At 65.5% G+C, this 15,131-nt stretch carries 10 protein-coding genes; 8 read left to right on the forward strand and 2 right to left on the reverse strand.

The annotated features are described in order from the left end of the window. Positions 1-2 precede the first annotated feature (2 nt). Positions 3-833 (reverse strand): 3-deoxy-8-phosphooctulonate synthase, encoded by an 831-nt coding sequence (kdsA, locus tag ACESMR_RS08315; protein WP_373046587.1) that lies wholly within the window; start codon positions 831-833, stop codon positions 3-5. Further along, a complete protein-coding gene (locus ACESMR_RS08320; protein ID WP_373046588.1) occupies positions 830-2,512 on the reverse strand; it encodes a CTP synthase in 1,683 nt (560 codons plus the stop codon). The genes kdsA and ACESMR_RS08320 overlap by 4 nt, the downstream gene beginning before the upstream one ends. A gap of 296 nt (positions 2,513-2,808) precedes the next feature. On the opposite strand from ACESMR_RS08320, the gene ACESMR_RS08325 reads away from it, so the two are divergent. The 8 genes from ACESMR_RS08325 (at position 2,809) to ACESMR_RS08360 (ending at position 15,021) form a co-directional block, all read left to right on the forward strand. Beyond that, on the forward strand, positions 2,809-4,029 hold the full coding sequence (locus tag ACESMR_RS08325) for a glycosyltransferase family 4 protein (protein ID WP_373046589.1): 1,221 nt from the start codon (positions 2,809-2,811) through the stop codon (positions 4,027-4,029). Next, entirely contained in the window at positions 4,026-5,459 is a 1,434-nt protein-coding gene (locus ACESMR_RS08330; RefSeq protein ID WP_373046590.1) for a glycosyltransferase family 4 protein, read from the forward strand. Before ACESMR_RS08325 ends, ACESMR_RS08330 begins: the two co-directional genes overlap by 4 nt. Continuing rightward, positions 5,459-6,796, forward strand: coding sequence for a lipopolysaccharide biosynthesis protein (locus ACESMR_RS08335; protein WP_373046591.1), 1,338 nt, complete (start codon positions 5,459-5,461; stop codon positions 6,794-6,796). The genes ACESMR_RS08330 and ACESMR_RS08335 overlap by 1 nt, the downstream gene beginning before the upstream one ends. After that, positions 6,793-7,938 carry a polysaccharide pyruvyl transferase family protein gene (locus ACESMR_RS08340; RefSeq protein ID WP_373046592.1) on the forward strand — a complete coding sequence of 382 codons (1,146 nt, stop codon included), beginning with the start codon at positions 6,793-6,795 and terminating at the stop codon, positions 7,936-7,938. Before ACESMR_RS08335 ends, ACESMR_RS08340 begins: the two co-directional genes overlap by 4 nt. Beyond that, positions 7,938-8,798: a glycosyltransferase family 2 protein gene (locus ACESMR_RS08345; protein WP_373046593.1), complete on the forward strand. Its 861-nt coding sequence runs from the start codon at positions 7,938-7,940 to the stop codon at positions 8,796-8,798. The genes ACESMR_RS08340 and ACESMR_RS08345 overlap by 1 nt, the downstream gene beginning before the upstream one ends. Next, complete coding sequence (locus ACESMR_RS08350; RefSeq protein WP_373046594.1) at positions 8,795-9,841, forward strand: EpsG family protein; 1,047 nt, start codon at positions 8,795-8,797, stop codon at positions 9,839-9,841. Before ACESMR_RS08345 ends, ACESMR_RS08350 begins: the two co-directional genes overlap by 4 nt. A gap of 25 nt (positions 9,842-9,866) precedes the next feature. Then, positions 9,867-11,297, forward strand: a complete 1,431-nt coding sequence (locus ACESMR_RS08355) for an asparagine synthase-related protein (protein WP_373046595.1) — start codon at positions 9,867-9,869, stop codon at positions 11,295-11,297. 175 nt (positions 11,298-11,472) lie between these two features. After that, the gene (locus ACESMR_RS08360; protein ID WP_373046596.1) at positions 11,473-15,021 is read left to right on the forward strand and encodes a carboxypeptidase regulatory-like domain-containing protein; all 3,549 of its coding nucleotides are present in this window, start codon (positions 11,473-11,475) and stop codon (positions 15,019-15,021) included. The last annotated feature ends 110 nt before the right edge of the window (positions 15,022-15,131 follow it).

Here is a 15,131-nt window from a genome sequence, read left to right on the forward strand (position 1 = left end):
GCTCAAGCCTGCCCGAGCGCCTTGCGGATCGCCACCACCTCGGACACGACCCGCTCGAAGAGCGGGAAGTCGAGGGAGTTGGGCCCGTCGCAGAGCGCTTTGTCGGGATCCGGGTGGATCTCGAGAAAGAGCGCGTCGATCCCTACCGCCGCAGCGCCGCGGGCAAGGGCCGCGACGAAGCGCCGCTCGCCGCCGGAGGTGCCGCCAGCCGCCGAGGGGAGCTGTACCGCGTGGGTCGCGTCCATGCAGACCGGCGCGCCGTGCTCCCGCATCAAGGGCAGCGAGCGCATGTCGACCACGAGGTTGTTGTAGCCGAAGGAGGCGCCGCGCTCGGTGAGCATGATCTCGGTGGCGCCTGCCTCGCGGAGCTTGCTGGCGACGTGGCGCATGTCGCGGGGGCCGACGAACTGGCCCTTCTTCACGTTCACCGCCCGGCCGGTCTTGGCGCAGGCGACGAGGAGATCCGTCTGCCGGCAGAGGAAGGCGGGCACCTGGATGAGGTCGGCGACCTGGCTCACCGGCTCAGCCTGCCACGACTCGTGCACGTCGGTGGTGAGCGGCAGGCCCGTCTCCCGCTTCACCCGCTCGAAGAGAGGCAGCGCCTTCTCGAGGCCGGGGCCGCGGTAGCTGGTGATCGAGGTGCGGTTCGCCTTGTCAAAGGAGCACTTGAAGACGGCGGGAACGCCGTACTTCTCGCTGACCCGCTTCACCTCGTGGGCGGTGGCGAGGACCTGCTCCTCGGTCTCAACCACGTCGGGGCCGCAGATGAGGACGAGGGGCTGGCCGTCGCCTGCCACCACGTCGTCGCGGATGCGGCAGGAGATGGCGCTCACGCCTTCACCTTGTTGTCCGGGCGGACCGGGACCACGTTCGAGGGCTGGGCGGCCTTGCGGTCGCGGAACTCCAGGGCGGCGCGGACGAAGCCAGAGAAGAGCGGGTGCGGCTCGGTGGGCTTCGACTTGAACTCGGGGTGCGCCTGGCAGCCGATGAAGTGCGGGTGGTCAGGCAGCTCGATCATCTCCACGAGGTTCAGCTCGGGGTTCAGGCCGGAGAAGACCATGCCGCCCGCCTCGTACTGCTCGCGGTAGGCGTTGTTGAACTCGAAGCGGTGGCGATGGCGCTCGAGGACCGTCTCCTGGCCGTAGAGCTTGCGGGCGAGCGTGCCTTCCTTGAGTGCGCACTCGTAGCCGCCGAGGCGCATGGTGCCGCCCTTTTCGCGGACGGTCTTCTGCGCCTCCATCAGCGTGATCACCGGGTGCTTGGCCTTCTCGTCGAACTCGAGGGAGTTGGCACCCTCGAGGCCGAGCACGTTGCGGCCGAACTCGGTCACCGCCATCTGGAGCCCGAGGCAGATGCCGAAGAAGGGCACCTTGTTCTCGCGGGCGTAGCGGACGGCGGCGATCTTGCCCTCGGTGCCGCGGATGCCGAAGCCGCCAGGGACGAGGATGGCGTCGAGGCCGGCGAGGTTCTTCTCGGCGCCCGACTGCTCGATCTCGGTGGAGTCGACGAACTCGAGCTTCACCTTGACGTCGTTGGCCACGCCGCCGTGGGTCAGGGCCTCGTTGAGCGACTTGTAGCTCTCGGCAAGCTCCACGTACTTGCCCACCACGCCAATGCGGACCTCGCCGCGGCTGGGGCGGGTGATCCGCTCGAAGACCTGCTCCCAGTTGTCGAGCTGGGGGGCGCGCGACCAGATGTTGAGGAGCTCGGCGATCTTGTCGTCGAGCCCTTCCTTGTGAAGCGCCAGGGGCAGCTCGTAGATGGTCGAGACGTCCTGGGCGGAGAAGACCGAGCCGGGATCGACCGAGCAGAAGAGCGCGATCTTGTCCTTCAGCTCCTTGGCGAGCGGCTTCTCCGAGCGGCAGACGAGGACGTCCGCCTGGATGCCGATCTCGCGGAGCTTCATCACCGAGTGCTGGGTGGGCTTGGTCTTCACCTCGCCTGCGGCCGCGATGTAGGGCACGTAGGTGAGGTGGAGGTAGAGGCAGTTCTCCGCGCCCACGTCGTAGCGCATCTGCCGGATCGCCTCGAGGAAGGGCAGCGACTCGATGTCGCCCACGGTGCCGCCGACCTCGACCAGGGTGACGTCGTTGCCCTCGGCCGCTTCGCGGACCACACCCTTGATCTCGTCGGTGATGTGGGGAATGACCTGGACCGTCTTGCCCAGGTACTCGCCCCGCCGCTCCTTCTGGATGACGGCGTTGTAGATCCGGCCGGTGGTGTAGTTGTTGGCCTTGGTCATGTGGGCGGAGGTGAACCGCTCGTAGTGACCGAGGTCGAGGTCCGTCTCGGCGCCGTCGTCGGTCACGAAGACCTCGCCGTGCTGGAACGGGCTCATGGTGCCGGGATCGACGTTGATGTAGGGGTCGAGCTTGATGAAGGTGACCTTCATCCCCCGGTTCTCGAGCAGGGCGCCGATCGAGGCGGCGGTCAGGCCCTTGCCGAGCGAGGAGACGACCCCGCCGGTTACGAAAATGAACTTATTCGAGCGTCGTGCGCGAGCTGCGGTCATGTGGATTCCCTCGGAGCGTCGATACGCCGAACCGGCGGGAGGTGAGGGCAGATCGGGTCTGCTGTCTAGCCAAGGCCTCACGCTCGGATATTGGAGGCTCGCGGCAACCTGCTCGCCCGCGAAGCGTCTCGCCCGTTCGGACATCGCGGCGCTGGGGGCCCTTCATGCCCAGTCGCCCCGGGCCTGTCAACAGGTCCCGAGTGCCACCGACATTCTCGAAGGTCCACCACGATCAGGACCCCGAGTATGTTCACTCGCCGATAATATGGTATGGATGCGGCCAAAGAGGCTAGGCGGTGGCACAGAACCTTAGGACAGACGAAATCGCTCTCACCAGCGTGGAACGGCCACGCGGTCAGGCGATCGAGCGCGAAGAACGCGTTCTGTTGTTCGTTGTTAATGATCTCGATTTCTTCCTCTCGCACAGGCTTCCGGTTGCCTTGGCGGCGAAGGCCGCTCGCTACCGCGTGCACGTCGCTACGCCCTCGTCCGATAGAGCAACGGAGGTCGAAGCCCTCGGCTTGCGACACCACTCCATTCCGCTGACGAGGAAGGGCACGAACCCGTTGACTGAGCTGCGCTCGCTCATGGCGCTCCTACGGCTCCTCCGCCGCCTGAAGCCGGAGCTCGTGCACCTGATCACAATTAAGCCCATCCTGTACGGTGGAATCGCGGCTCGATTGGCCGGTGTGCCCCGTAGCGTAAGCGCGCTCTGCGGGCTAGGCTATGTATTCACGGCACAGGGAACGCTTGCGAGGCTCCGACGGCGTGCCGTCTGCGCCGGCTATCGAATCGCGCTTGCAGGCAGACGTAGAGTAGCACTCTTCCAGAATCCCGATGACCGCTCCACCCTGCTCGATGCGGGGATTCTTCCTCCTTCGCGTACCCGCCTAATCAGGGGATCGGGGGTAGACCCGAGCGTCTACACCGTGGGCCCGCGACCGACAGGTACACCTATCGTCTTGATTGCGTGCCGCCTGCTACGTGAGAAGGGTGTGCCCGAGTTCATCAAAGCCGCTCGTGTGCTCCGATCCAGAGGTAACCAGGCTCGATTCGTTGTAGTGGGCAGTCCGGATCATGGTAACCCGACCTCGATGACGGAGGCGGAACTGGCAGCCGCGCAGGATGAGGGTGTAATCGAGTGGTGGGGGCGTCGCACCGATATGCACGCGGTGCTGAACAAGGCGACGATCGTATGCTTGCCGTCCTCGTACGGAGAAGGCGTTCCGAAGGTCTTGATCGAGGCGGCCTCGTGTGGTCGTGCGCTCGTTAGCAGCGACGTAGCGGGATGCCGCGAAATCGTGAAGGACCGACAGAACGGACTCCTCGTCCCGCCTGGAGACGTCGAGCGCCTCGCTTCGGCAATCGCTGAGCTCCTCGGCGATCCGGAGCGCTGCTGGCATTTAGGCGCAGCCGGTCGCCGTTTTGTTCAGCGAGAGTTCTCTCTCGACTCGGTAGTTTCGCGGACGCTGGCTCTGTACGAAGAGCTCTTCTCCGACGACCCGGTGACGACATGACGACCATTGTTGTTGCATTTCTGGTGGCATTCGCTGTCAGCGTTACTCTGACGCCTCGAATCCGCGACTTCGCCATTGGGCGTATGCTAGTGGACGACGGCTCGAGTTCGCGAAAGGTCCATGACCAGCCCGTTCCTCGGCTCGGTGGAATTGCGATTGTCCTCGCGTTCTTCGTTCCACTTGCTGGCCTGTTTGTCGTGCATACCGACTTGGGTCACAGGTTCGCCGGCGACCGGAGCCACGTTCTCGCGCTGTTCGGCGGCGGTGCAGCGATCGCCGCTCTTGGGCTATGGGATGACCTGCGCGGCGTGCCAGCGAGGATCAAGCTCGCCGCTCAATGCCTGATCGCGCTCTGGGTATGGGCCGTCGGCGTACGAATCGAGATCCTCGCCAATCCCTTCGGCGAGGCTATCCAGCTAGGTCTCTTCGGATTCCCACTTACAGTCCTCTGGATTGTCGGGCTGATCAACGCGATCAATCTGATCGATGGACTCGATGGCTTGGCCTCAGGAGTCGCAATCGCCGGTCTGGCCACCAACTTCATCCTCGCCCTCTCCGGCGGTCTCCACTTCAACATGCTATTCACGGCATGCCTCGCAGGTGGGACAATCGGATTCCTTGTCTACAACTTCCATCCCGCGTCGATCTTCATGGGTGATACCGGCAGCATGTTTCTCGGATTCGCACTCGCGACGACGGCGATCATGTCGAACACGAAGAGTTCGACTGCGGTCTCGCTGCTTGTGCCGATCATCGCGCTAGGTTTGCCGATCGCCGACACGTTGCTCGCGTTCGTCAGGCGTGCCGTCGCAGGTCGCCCGGTGTTCGCTGCCGATAGGGAGCACGTGCACCATCTGCTCATGTCCGCGGGGTTGAGTCATCGGGCCTCGGTTCTGGTCCTGTACGGTGTCTGCGTGCTGCTCGCATTGGCTGGGCTTCTTCTAGCCTCCAGTCGAGGGGTGGAGGCGCTGCTCATCTTGCTTGGTGCGAGCATCACGATTGCGGTGCTATTCAACCGGTTGGGATATGGGATGGGCTTGCTCGCAGGTGCCCAGGCCCGTCCGCGAAATCTGCTGCTGCACCAGCAGACGAAGGCTGTGCGGGGAGCGATCGAATTAGCTCCTGACACCGGGGAGGTCGAGCGTCACCTGCGATACTTCCTCGAGAGCCTCGGCTCTATGCGCTTCAGCCTGCGTCTTGGCGACGAGACAATTCTCGCGTGTGAACTGGGGGGAGCGAACACGGGACCAACGCTGTCGTCGGTACGCAGGCTTGACTCGCTCTGCCTTACGACCGAGTGGTGCGGTTCCATTGGATTGCCGCGCGATAAAGAAATCGCAATCGAGCAACTCCTGCCAGCGCTCGCGCGTGTGGTCGCGCGTCTCCACGGGAACGCCGTCGCCGTTGCCGTTGCGAGGGACGTTGCGTAATGGATGCGGCTCAGCAGTCAGCAGAGGAAGCGCTTCCGAGGTGGCGGCGCGCATTTTCGGCCCTCGCAACGCTATCGATAGCGACCTTCGGCGGGGCTGGTGCGAGCTTTCTCTCGAGTGTGCTTCTGGCTCGTGAACTCGGGCCGACAAGCTACGGGCTGTTCGCATCGTCTCTCGCCACGGTATCGATCGTGGCGCCTTTCGCAGGTTTCGGTCTGGCGCAGTTCTGGCTGAGAGCCTACGGCGTCGAGGGCTGGCGGGCCGCTAGATGGCTGCGCCCCTCCATCCGGATTGTGGGAGTCACAACGACGCTCTCGCTCGCGGCGCTCCTGTTCTGGGCGCTGTTCGGCGCAGGCGACGCCGCGACTCGTTTTTCCCTGCTCGGCTTGTCGCCGGTCGTACTGGGCGTACTGGGTACCGAACTTGCTAGCAGCAAGCTCCGCCTCGAGGAACGCTATCGTGCGCTAGCGCTCTGGCAACTTGGTACACCCGGAAGCCGGTTGGTCCTCGTGCTCTTCCTCGTTGCAGTCCCGACGCTCGGTTGGGCCTTTGCGGTGGTCGGGTACGGGCTGGTTTCGCTCGCGATGGCCGCCTTGGCGCTGCCACAGCTAAGGGTCATGGCCCGCGGCGACTTCGCTCTTCGTGGACACGGCGCGGCGCCAATCGAGATCGCAGGTTCTTCGCAACCAAGCGCGATGGAGCTGTGGTCTGGTGCATGGGCCTACGGTCTTCTGGCCGCATTGTATCCGGTCTTCTTCCAGGTGGGTACTGTGTTGCTCAAGTACCTCGGGAGCGACGCCGATGCGGGCATGTTCGGCATTGCCGTTGCAGTCCTCGCAGCGATCTATCTTCTTCCTGCTACGGTTTATCAGAAATATCTGCTTTCCAAATTGCATCGCTGGGCTTCACACGATCAGGCGCGCTTTCAGACGGTCTACCGCCAAGGCATCATTCTGATGTTCGCCGCAGGCATCGGCGTGGGGGGACTCCTGGCTCTCATCGCGCCAGTGGTAGTCCCCGTCGTCTTCGGCGTCGCCTATTCTGATGTAGCTAGAATCCTCTCGCTGATGGCCATTTGCGTGCCCGTTCGATTCCTCGCCTCGGCGGTCGGGTCAGCGCTCTTGAATGAGCAGCAGATGCGCTTTCGCGTGCTCGCGATGGGCATCGCGACGGCAGCCGCCGCTTGCTTGAATATTATATTCATACCACGTCTCGGCGTAACAGGAGCGGCACTGTCTACTCTCGCTGCAGAGGTCGTGCTGCTTGCTCTCTTGTACGCAGGCGCACGGTACACCAACGCTGCGCCGAGAAGACCGGCGAGCGGAGTCGCTCGATGACACGCCAGCTGCTATCTGCCTTCTCGGGCTACTATGGAATGGGGAACTTCGGCGACGACCTTTTTGGCGCAATTTGTACTTCATCCGCCGCGAGGTTCTGGGGCAGCAGCGCGACACTCGTCGGCCCAGCCATCGCCGGCGTCAGCGCAAAATACACAATGCCTCGGTGGTTCCCCATCACGGCCTATGGAAGCTCTGGACTGCCGGGCCAGGTGAGCCGTGTCTACAGCTTCCTTCGCGCTGCGTACGGGCCCACAGACCTGCTCGTCCTCGGCGGCGGCTCGGTCATCCACTCGAGGAAATCGTTCCGGCAGCCTATCATGATCTCTGCAAAGCGGAGATGTGGCCTCATGCTCGCAGCGGTAGGCATCTCGATCGGGCCATTCGACTCTGCCGAGAGCAAGCAGGCGGCCGCCGACTTTCTCGCGAATTTTTCGTACATAGCAGTGCGCGACCGAAGGTCGTTCGAACTGGCCACCGAGATGGGACTCGGTCACATCACCGCGCTCGGAAGAGACCTAGCTGGTCTCCTGGCCTACATGCCGGAGGCAGCACCGGAGCATCGTCCTTACGTCGACGCGGGGCCGAGGCGACTCGGGATAGCTCTCTGCAATTATCGCGTAGGTCCGGAGTACGCTGCCCCGGACCCGATCCGGTTCCTGGGCAACCTTGAGGCCTGCGTTGTGCCCTTGGCGAGAGCTCGAGGCCTTGAGGTGGCAATCTTCAGCCTTAACCAGCACCCGCGTCATGGCGACATGGAGTTGAGCCTCGCGCTCGAGCGGGCGTTGCGGAAGGAGAGCGTCCCAACACAGGCTCATTTCTACAATGACAAGGGGCCATTGGAGATGGTGAGGCGCATCGGCGAATGCGATGCGTTTGTGAGCGCGAGGCTTCACGGCGCGCTCGGAGCTTACATGCAAGGGGTTCCCTTCGCGATCGTCGACTATCACCCCAAGTGCCGAGACTTCGCAGACGATATTGGCCTGCCAAGCGTACTTCGGATCACGTCTGACCGACACTCGGACCTGGCGTCCGCAGTAGAAGTCCTGCTCGGCCGTGAACTGACGCCGGCCGTTTCCGCCGAGCGCTACGGAGAGGAGGCGCTCGATCTCTTTCGGCAAAGCCCATGGTGGAGGAGTTGATGGCGATGCCGGGAGCAATATCGCCAGCCCCCGTCTCTGTCGTCGTGCCGTGCTACCGCTGCAAGGCGAGCATTCGTAGCGCAATCGCGTCGGTCCACAGCCAGACCCTCCCCGCGGCAGAGGTCATTCTCGTGGACGACGGGAGCGGAGATGGCACACTCGAAATTCTCGAAGAGTTGGCTTCGGCATACGCGCCAGGTTGGATCCGCGTAATTGCGCTTGGCATGAACTGCGGTCCATCGAGGGCTCGCAACCGCGGTTGGGAGGCAAGCACACAGCCGTATCTCGCCTTTCTTGATGCCGATGACTCGTGGCATCCTCGCAAGCTGGAACTGCAATTTGCAGCCATTCGTGCGGATCCAACCATCGCACTGCTCGGTCACCGGGCCGACATTCGGCAGGTAGATACAGCTCCTGCCCCCCTCCTCCTGCCCGGGAGTTTGCGATTCGTCGGCCTGCCGGAGTTGCTTCTCCGCAATCCATTTCCGACGCCCTCCGTCCTCTTGCGGCGCGATCTTCCCTTTCGCTTTGATGAGGGCCGTAGGCGCGTCGAAGACTATCTCCTTTGGGCCCAAATCGTGCTGACGGGCCATCGAGCCGCGGTTCTCGACCTTGCGCTGGCCCACTTGCACAAGCCGGCATTCGGGTCCGCAGGCCTTAGCGGCGACATAGAAGCGATGTATCAAGCGGGGCGAGAGGTTCGCAACCAGCTCGCTGCGGCGGGCCTCCTGACGCCGGTCCAGGCCAAGGTGGCGCACGCGATTGCCGCGCTGAAACATGCCCGGCGGCGCGTAATACTCCAATACTGCCGCTACAGGGCGCCGCGGCCAAGTGGCGTCGACCGGGAGCCATTACGGTGAAGCACCGGCTGCAGAACTATGCAGGCACGCGGTCGACCACATATTTGTGGACGTTCTCGAGCGCCTTGTTGCTCGGAGCCGCGATGCTATCTGCCAGTTTCATCATCGGCACACGCAGTGCCGACACCGGGACTGACACGAGGAACTACGCCCAGTTCTTCCTGTCGCTCGGTTACGGGTCGGTGTCGACTCGACTGGAGCCCGGCTTCGTTCTGATCGCACAGGCCCTGCGCACGCTGGGCCTCGGAGTGGTGGGCTATCAAACTGCGCTCTTCGGCCTCTTGCTGGGAACGGTGGGGTTGGCGACCAGGACGTATTTCCGAGAGTTGCCGTACAGACGATCTTACCTAACGTTCCTGACGTCGACGTTGGCCTTCCTATTCGTCTCGCCCGTTTTCGTGAACGCGTCGATCAACGCAATCAGGCAAGGACTCGCCTCTCTCGTCGTCTTCTCTGCGTTGCTTTGCTTCCACCAACGCAGGTGGGCATGGTTCGTGGGGCTAGGAGCGATGGCCGTAAGTGTCCACTACTCTGCAATACTTTACGTCGCGTGCGCACCGGTCTTGCTGCTCAAACAGCGAACTCGGCTTGCGATATCGATCATCGCCTTCTTTCTGTACTGTTCCGGCGTGTCGATGGCACTCGTCGCGTCGTTTGCTCCCGCCGTTTACGCGACAGTAATGGATTACCATGCGCAGACAGACTATCGAGCTGGCGTCCGCATCGATTTCGCCATCTTTTCTATCTTTTGGTTCACGCTTCCCTACGCCCTCTCCACGTTCATGCAGCCACGCGCCCGTGAGCGCATCCGCGACGCTGCCGCTGTTTATCTGGTACTGATGCTGCCGTTCTTCGCGCTGGGCTGGGGCAACTTTTCGAACCGCTTGTTGCTACCTGCATGGCTAAGCGTCTCGCTGCTACTCGCCGCCCTGCTCCAGGACAGCCCCGCTCCTTTTCTCAGACACCCACTGCTTCTCCGCCTATGCCTGGCTGCCGCGACCTGCATATTCTATTTCTTGGTTACCAACTCGATCATCATCTAGGCGGGCGACGCGCCTCTCCGTACGTATGAACAACGCACCAAACTTAGAGGCGAAGCGGCAGATAGTCCTCTCCCCGTACGCCGACAGGACGAGCATCGATTGCCCGCAGCAGGCCGCCGCGAAGGAGCCGATCGATAAAATATCGATCGCCGATCTGCTGCGATACGCGTTCGTCTGTCCACCTCATTCGATCTTCCTTCGAACCAAAGTGGCCAGCTTGGGATTTAGTGTCTACGATGACCTATTTGACCGCCCGTCCTTCCGTTTCGAGTTCGAACCGCCAGCTACCCCTCGCCCCAGCAAGTGCCGGGCTGATCCTGTCGCGGAGTACCACCGGCTGCTCTGCGCTGCTGTAACGGAATCGTCGCGCGACATCTCGGCCCCATGGATGCTTCAGAGTGGTGGCAAGGACTCAACATCTCTCGCCATCGCAATAGCGGAGGCCCGCCCGGAAACGACCTGCCTCACTTATTTAGGAGGTCGTGAGGAAGACGAGGTTGAATCGGCGCGCGCCGTTGCAAGGAAGTTGGGCCTCCGCCATGAATCCCTCGTTTGCGATCCCGAGAGAGCCTACGAGCGCTATCTCGCGTTAGTTCCCGCGCTGCCGCTGCTTACTGGCGACTTCGCGACGCTCTCCTACGCCGACCTGCTCCATGAACTCTCCTCTCAAGGGGGCGACGGAGTCTTCGATGGCCTGGGCTCAGACGTGTACTTCGGAACACCGGTGAGCCGGCAGCAGCGAATGCTGTCGGCAATCGCGCGGGGCTTTCGCCTCCCTGCCGCGCTTTCCAGGGCCCCGCTCATGCGATCTAGCTTCGCACTCTCGTATGCGATGAACTCGCTCCAGATGTTTCCGCTCGAGCGATTCTTCCCAGGCTCGCGCTTCGCTGATTCCGAGGTCGATCTCCTCTTCGGGTCACCGATCGCGGAGCGATCCCGAGCTCGCCTGTCCATCGTCGAAGAGGCTTGGTCAGGCGCCGAATCGATTGAAGCGCGTCGGGCAATCGCCGTCGCTTTGGTCGAGGCGGGCGCTGGTTTCGCAAAGGGCATCTACACAGCGTCCGCGCTCGGCATTCGCAGTGCCTACCCCTACTGCAATCGGAACCTCATCGATTGGGTACACAGGGAACTCCCCGACGATCTGCGAATGGACGCCGATAGTGGCACCAACAAGGTGGTTGTGCGGCAACACATCGCCCGGCACTTCCACTCGCTTCCGTACGTCGAGGGCAAGGGTTCCTTCCGCTTCGACGTCCGAGGGCTCGCGGCGAGACGCTTCGACCAAGTGCATGCGCTGGCTTGTGAGCTCTCGGATTTTCTTCCCGGCGCACGATCCTGGCTCGAAGCGAACAGGCGATACCTTGGAAACAAGCTGCATGCCTCCAAATTCTACCTGCTCGCTGTCACGCTCCCCTGGCTGGCGTGGCACGGCCGATCTGGGCGCGGTGCCGCGTAGGACTCTCGGCTCGCTTCGTCCGACGCCGGCGGGAACCATCTCCGCACCGACGGGAGCCCTATCGTGTGACGGCAGGTCGTCCCAGCGTGCCGCTTCTCCAGAGGTCGCGCCGCCCGCTTGACAGATTTGGTCGCATTGCAGCGAAACTGCGCAGCGTTCCCAAGGAGCGACCTCCATGCGCGCGGTACTTCGTCTTCCTGTCGTCCTCGCTCTTCTCCTCACCGCTTCCGCCTGTGGAGAGGGGGAGGAGGCGCGGCGAGCCACCAGCTGCCCCACGGGCTTCACTGAGCAGGGCGGCGCCTGCGTCGCCGAGGCCGGCACCATCGCCGGCACCGCTCACCTTGCCGATCAGCAGGCCCACGGCGGCATCGAGGTGCGCGTCCTCGGCACCGATCGCTCCGCCAGCACCAGCGACTCCGGCCTCTTCGAGCTCGGCTCCGTCCCCCCGGGCCTCTGGGACGTCGAGCTCCGCGCCCCCGGCTACGCCCCCATCCGCCACGCAGGCGTAGCCGTGGCCCAGGGCCGCACCGTCGTCCTCGAGCCCCGCACCCTCGAGCGCGAGACCCCCGCCACGGTCACCATCCGCGGCACCATCCGCCTCAGGAACGCCGCCTCCCACGCCGGCACCACCGTCCTCCTCGAGGGCACGTCGCACGTCGGCCTCGCCGGCGCCGACGGCAGCTTCCTCCTCCTCGCGCCCCCGGGCCGCTACCGCCTCGTGGCGAGCCACCCCGGCTACGAGCAGCTCCGCCTCCCTGAGGTCGAGATCGGAGGCAGCACCTTCACCTTCGACGATCAGCTCCTCGAGCCCGCGCCCGCCACCTCCGGCCAGATCACCGGCACCATCCTCCTGGGCGGCCTGCCGCAGGCAGCCGCCACGGTCTTCCTCTCCGGCACCTCGCTCGCCGCCCACACCGCGGCGGACGGCTCGTTCACCCTCGACGAAGTTCCCGCAGGCCTCCACACCCTGGTCGCCGCCCACCCCGGCTACGTCACCGCCACCTCCGCGGTCATCGCCGAGGCAGGCGCCACCACCGACATCGGCCAGCTCAACCTCGCCCACGCCCCGGACGCATTCGCCGGCAGCCTCGTCGGCCACGCCCGCCGCTTCGGCGAAGGCAGCCACGAAGGGATCACCCTCGCCCTCGAGGGCCCGATCCTCGCCACCTTCGACACCGCGGCCGACGGCGCCTTCCGCTTCGACGAGCTCTCGCCCGGCACCTACACCCTCACCGCCATCATCCCCCGCGGCCCGCAGGTCGTGCGCACCAACCTCGTCGTCGCCGGCGGCACCCTCACCCTCCCCGATCTGCTCCTCCGCCCCGCCCGCCCGATCCACGACGGCGCGATCGAACGGAGCCAGCCCCTGGGCAACGGCGATCTCCTCCTCGACTTCGCCCACGAGGTGGCCACCACCCTCTACCGCGGCGCCGACTCCACCTTCGCCGCGCTCCCCGGCCGCGCCGAGCTCCACGCTGCAAGCGCCCACCATTCCCACGTCTCGATCGCAGGCGTGCTCCACCGCATGGACCGGGTCACCGGCGAAGCCGTGCCGGTCTTCCCCCGCTCCGCCGCGGTGATCGGCCAGGCGGAAGGGCACGTCTTCTACCTGCGCGAGCCGAACCGGATCTTCCGCGTCGGCCCCGGCTCCACCGAGGGCATCTCGGTGGGCGCGCCGAATTGCGCCACCACCGGCCCGTGGACCTTCACCCTTGCGCCCTTCACCGGGACCTGGTGGACGGTGGAAATGGAGGGGAGCTGCGAGGGCGTAGCCGGCACCCAGCGCCGCTCGGCTCTCGTCGATCTCGCCAGCGGCATCGCACTGCCCGCAGCGGCGCAGGTCTTCCCCGTCCCCGACGGCGCGATCCTCGCCCTCCCCGGCACCGAGCCCGGCACCTTCGACATCGAGTGGGCGAGCTTCTCCGGGGGCTTCGTCGCCTCGCGGGCGGTGGGGGTGCGGGATCTCTTCGTCGGCTCCACCTTCGCGCGCTGGCGCGTCGGCGCGGAGGGCGACGCCTTCGGCGAGATCCACGCGATGCCCTTCACCGACTTCGAGCCGGTGCTCCTCGCCAGCGCCGCCGCGGTGGAGACGGTCTTCCCGGGCGGGGAGCGCGCGCTGCTCACGAGCGCCACGGGCCAGGGCTGGATCGCGGACTTTGCCGCAGGCACCGCCCGCTCGCTGGGCAGCGATCCGGTCAGCGCCCACCCCCTCACCGCCGACCGGCTCTGGCTCGTCGCCGACGACGGCGCGCAGGTGCTCTCCGGCTACGACGCCGCCACCGGCGACTTCTTCGACTACGTGGGCGGCGTCTCGGACGTGCAGGTCCTCGGCGACATCGCCACCTACGTCTCCGCCGGCGAGACCCACGTGGCCCGCTTCGGCAGGCCGGGGCAGGACCAGTTCCTCTGCACGGGCAGCGCCGCCCGCCTCTTCCGCGCCAGGGACGCGCCGGTGCTGGGCTACGTCTGCGGTCCCAGCCCCGTGCCGCAGGTGCGGGATCTCGACACCGGCAGCAGCCACGGGATCCTCGCCAGCGCCGCCTCCGGCACCTTCCTCTCGGTCCACGGCTGCAGCCTCTCGCCGTCGGGCACGCGGGTGGTCTGCTCCTACGAGGCCTACGTGGTGGGCGGGCACCCGTGGAGCTGCTATGCGGGCGCCACGCAGTTCTGCACCGTGGCCTACGACACCGCCACCTCGAGCCGCCGGGTCCTCCGCGGCGACAGCCTGCCCACCTCGATCTGGTCGCCGTCGGAGGACGCGCACCTCGCCTTGAACCCCACCGGCAGCCTGGTGGTGGGCTTCGGCGCCTCGCCAACGAACGGGAGCTACGCCGGCAGCCGCGCTCCCGACGTCTTCGCCCTCGGCGACGGCGGCCGCTGGGCGCTGGCCCACGCGGCGGATGGCGGGATCGACTGGATCGATCTGCCTGCCGACACCGTGATCGTCCACGGCGCGAGCGCGTGGCCCTTCTCCTCGCGGAACGAGTGGATCCTGGACACGACCCTCATCCGGCTCACCGACGGCGTCTTCCAGACGCTGCCCCGCGCCGCTGCGCTGCGCTGGTATGCCGACGACGGCAGCGCCGCCCTGGCGTACGACGGCAGGCTCCTCTGGGTGACGCCGAGCTACGCGACGACGGTCGCCTCGAGTGTGATCGAGCTGGGCCACGACCTCTACCTCGCCGACACCACCGACGGGCAGGGACGGCTGCTTCGCCTCGACCGGCAGGCGGCGCAGCTCGTCGAGGTGGCGACGGGGATCGGCACCGAGCTCCTCGCCCTCGGGGCGGAGCGCTTCGTGCTCTTCCGCGATCGGGACCCGCTCACCGGCACGGCAGAGCTGGTGCGCTACGAGCGCAGCGCGGGCAGCCTCACCCCCCTCGCGCAAGGGGTGGTGCCGGAGCTGGCGCTCACGCAGCACGGGGAGCGCCTCCTCGCCACCACCCGCAGCGGCGGGAGCTTGCGCCTCGTCTCCGTGCCCCTGGACGGCAGCGGCGCCACGGAGATCGGGCCGGCGATGACCGAGCTCGTCTCGGACGCCTTTGGCCGCATCGTCTACGTGGGCGACGGCGGGCTGCTCTGGGCCGAGACGCCGGCCGGCGCCGACGCCATCGCCGAGGCGGACGCGCTGGGCACGGTGGTCGACGCGGAGAGCCACCTGCTCTTCACCGTGGCCAGCGAGCGCACCGACCTGCCCCGCGGCACCTGGCGCGCCGATCGATAGCGGCCGGAGCTCGTGGCCACGAAAAGGCTCGTGGCCATGAGAACCGCTCAGTGGGCACTTACCCACCTGGCGTCGCTCCCCGTTCAGGGGAGCGAGTCGGGCTCGGTTCA

It is taken from the genome of Vulgatibacter sp., assembly GCF_041687135.1.
Classification (GTDB): Bacteria; Myxococcota; Myxococcia; order Myxococcales; family Vulgatibacteraceae; genus JAWLCN01.

Bases quoted from the DNA above. Each gene is read 5' to 3' on its own strand.
- ACESMR_RS08345 (WP_373046593.1), top strand. From the start codon at position 7,938: ATGGCGATGCCGGGAGCAATATCGCCAGCCCCCGTCTCTGTCGTCGTG.
- ACESMR_RS08340 (WP_373046592.1), top strand. From the start codon at position 6,793: ATGACACGCCAGCTGCTATCTGCCTTCTCGGGCTACTATGGAATGGGG.
- ACESMR_RS08330 (WP_373046590.1), top strand. From the start codon at position 4,026: ATGACGACCATTGTTGTTGCATTTCTGGTGGCATTCGCTGTCAGCGTT.
- ACESMR_RS08320 (WP_373046588.1), bottom strand. From the start codon at position 2,512: ATGACCGCAGCTCGCGCACGACGCTCGAATAAGTTCATTTTCGTAACC.
- ACESMR_RS08360 (WP_373046596.1), top strand. From the start codon at position 11,473: ATGCGCGCGGTACTTCGTCTTCCTGTCGTCCTCGCTCTTCTCCTCACC.
- ACESMR_RS08355 (WP_373046595.1), top strand. From the start codon at position 9,867: ATGAACAACGCACCAAACTTAGAGGCGAAGCGGCAGATAGTCCTCTCC.
- ACESMR_RS08335 (WP_373046591.1), top strand. From the start codon at position 5,459: ATGGATGCGGCTCAGCAGTCAGCAGAGGAAGCGCTTCCGAGGTGGCGG.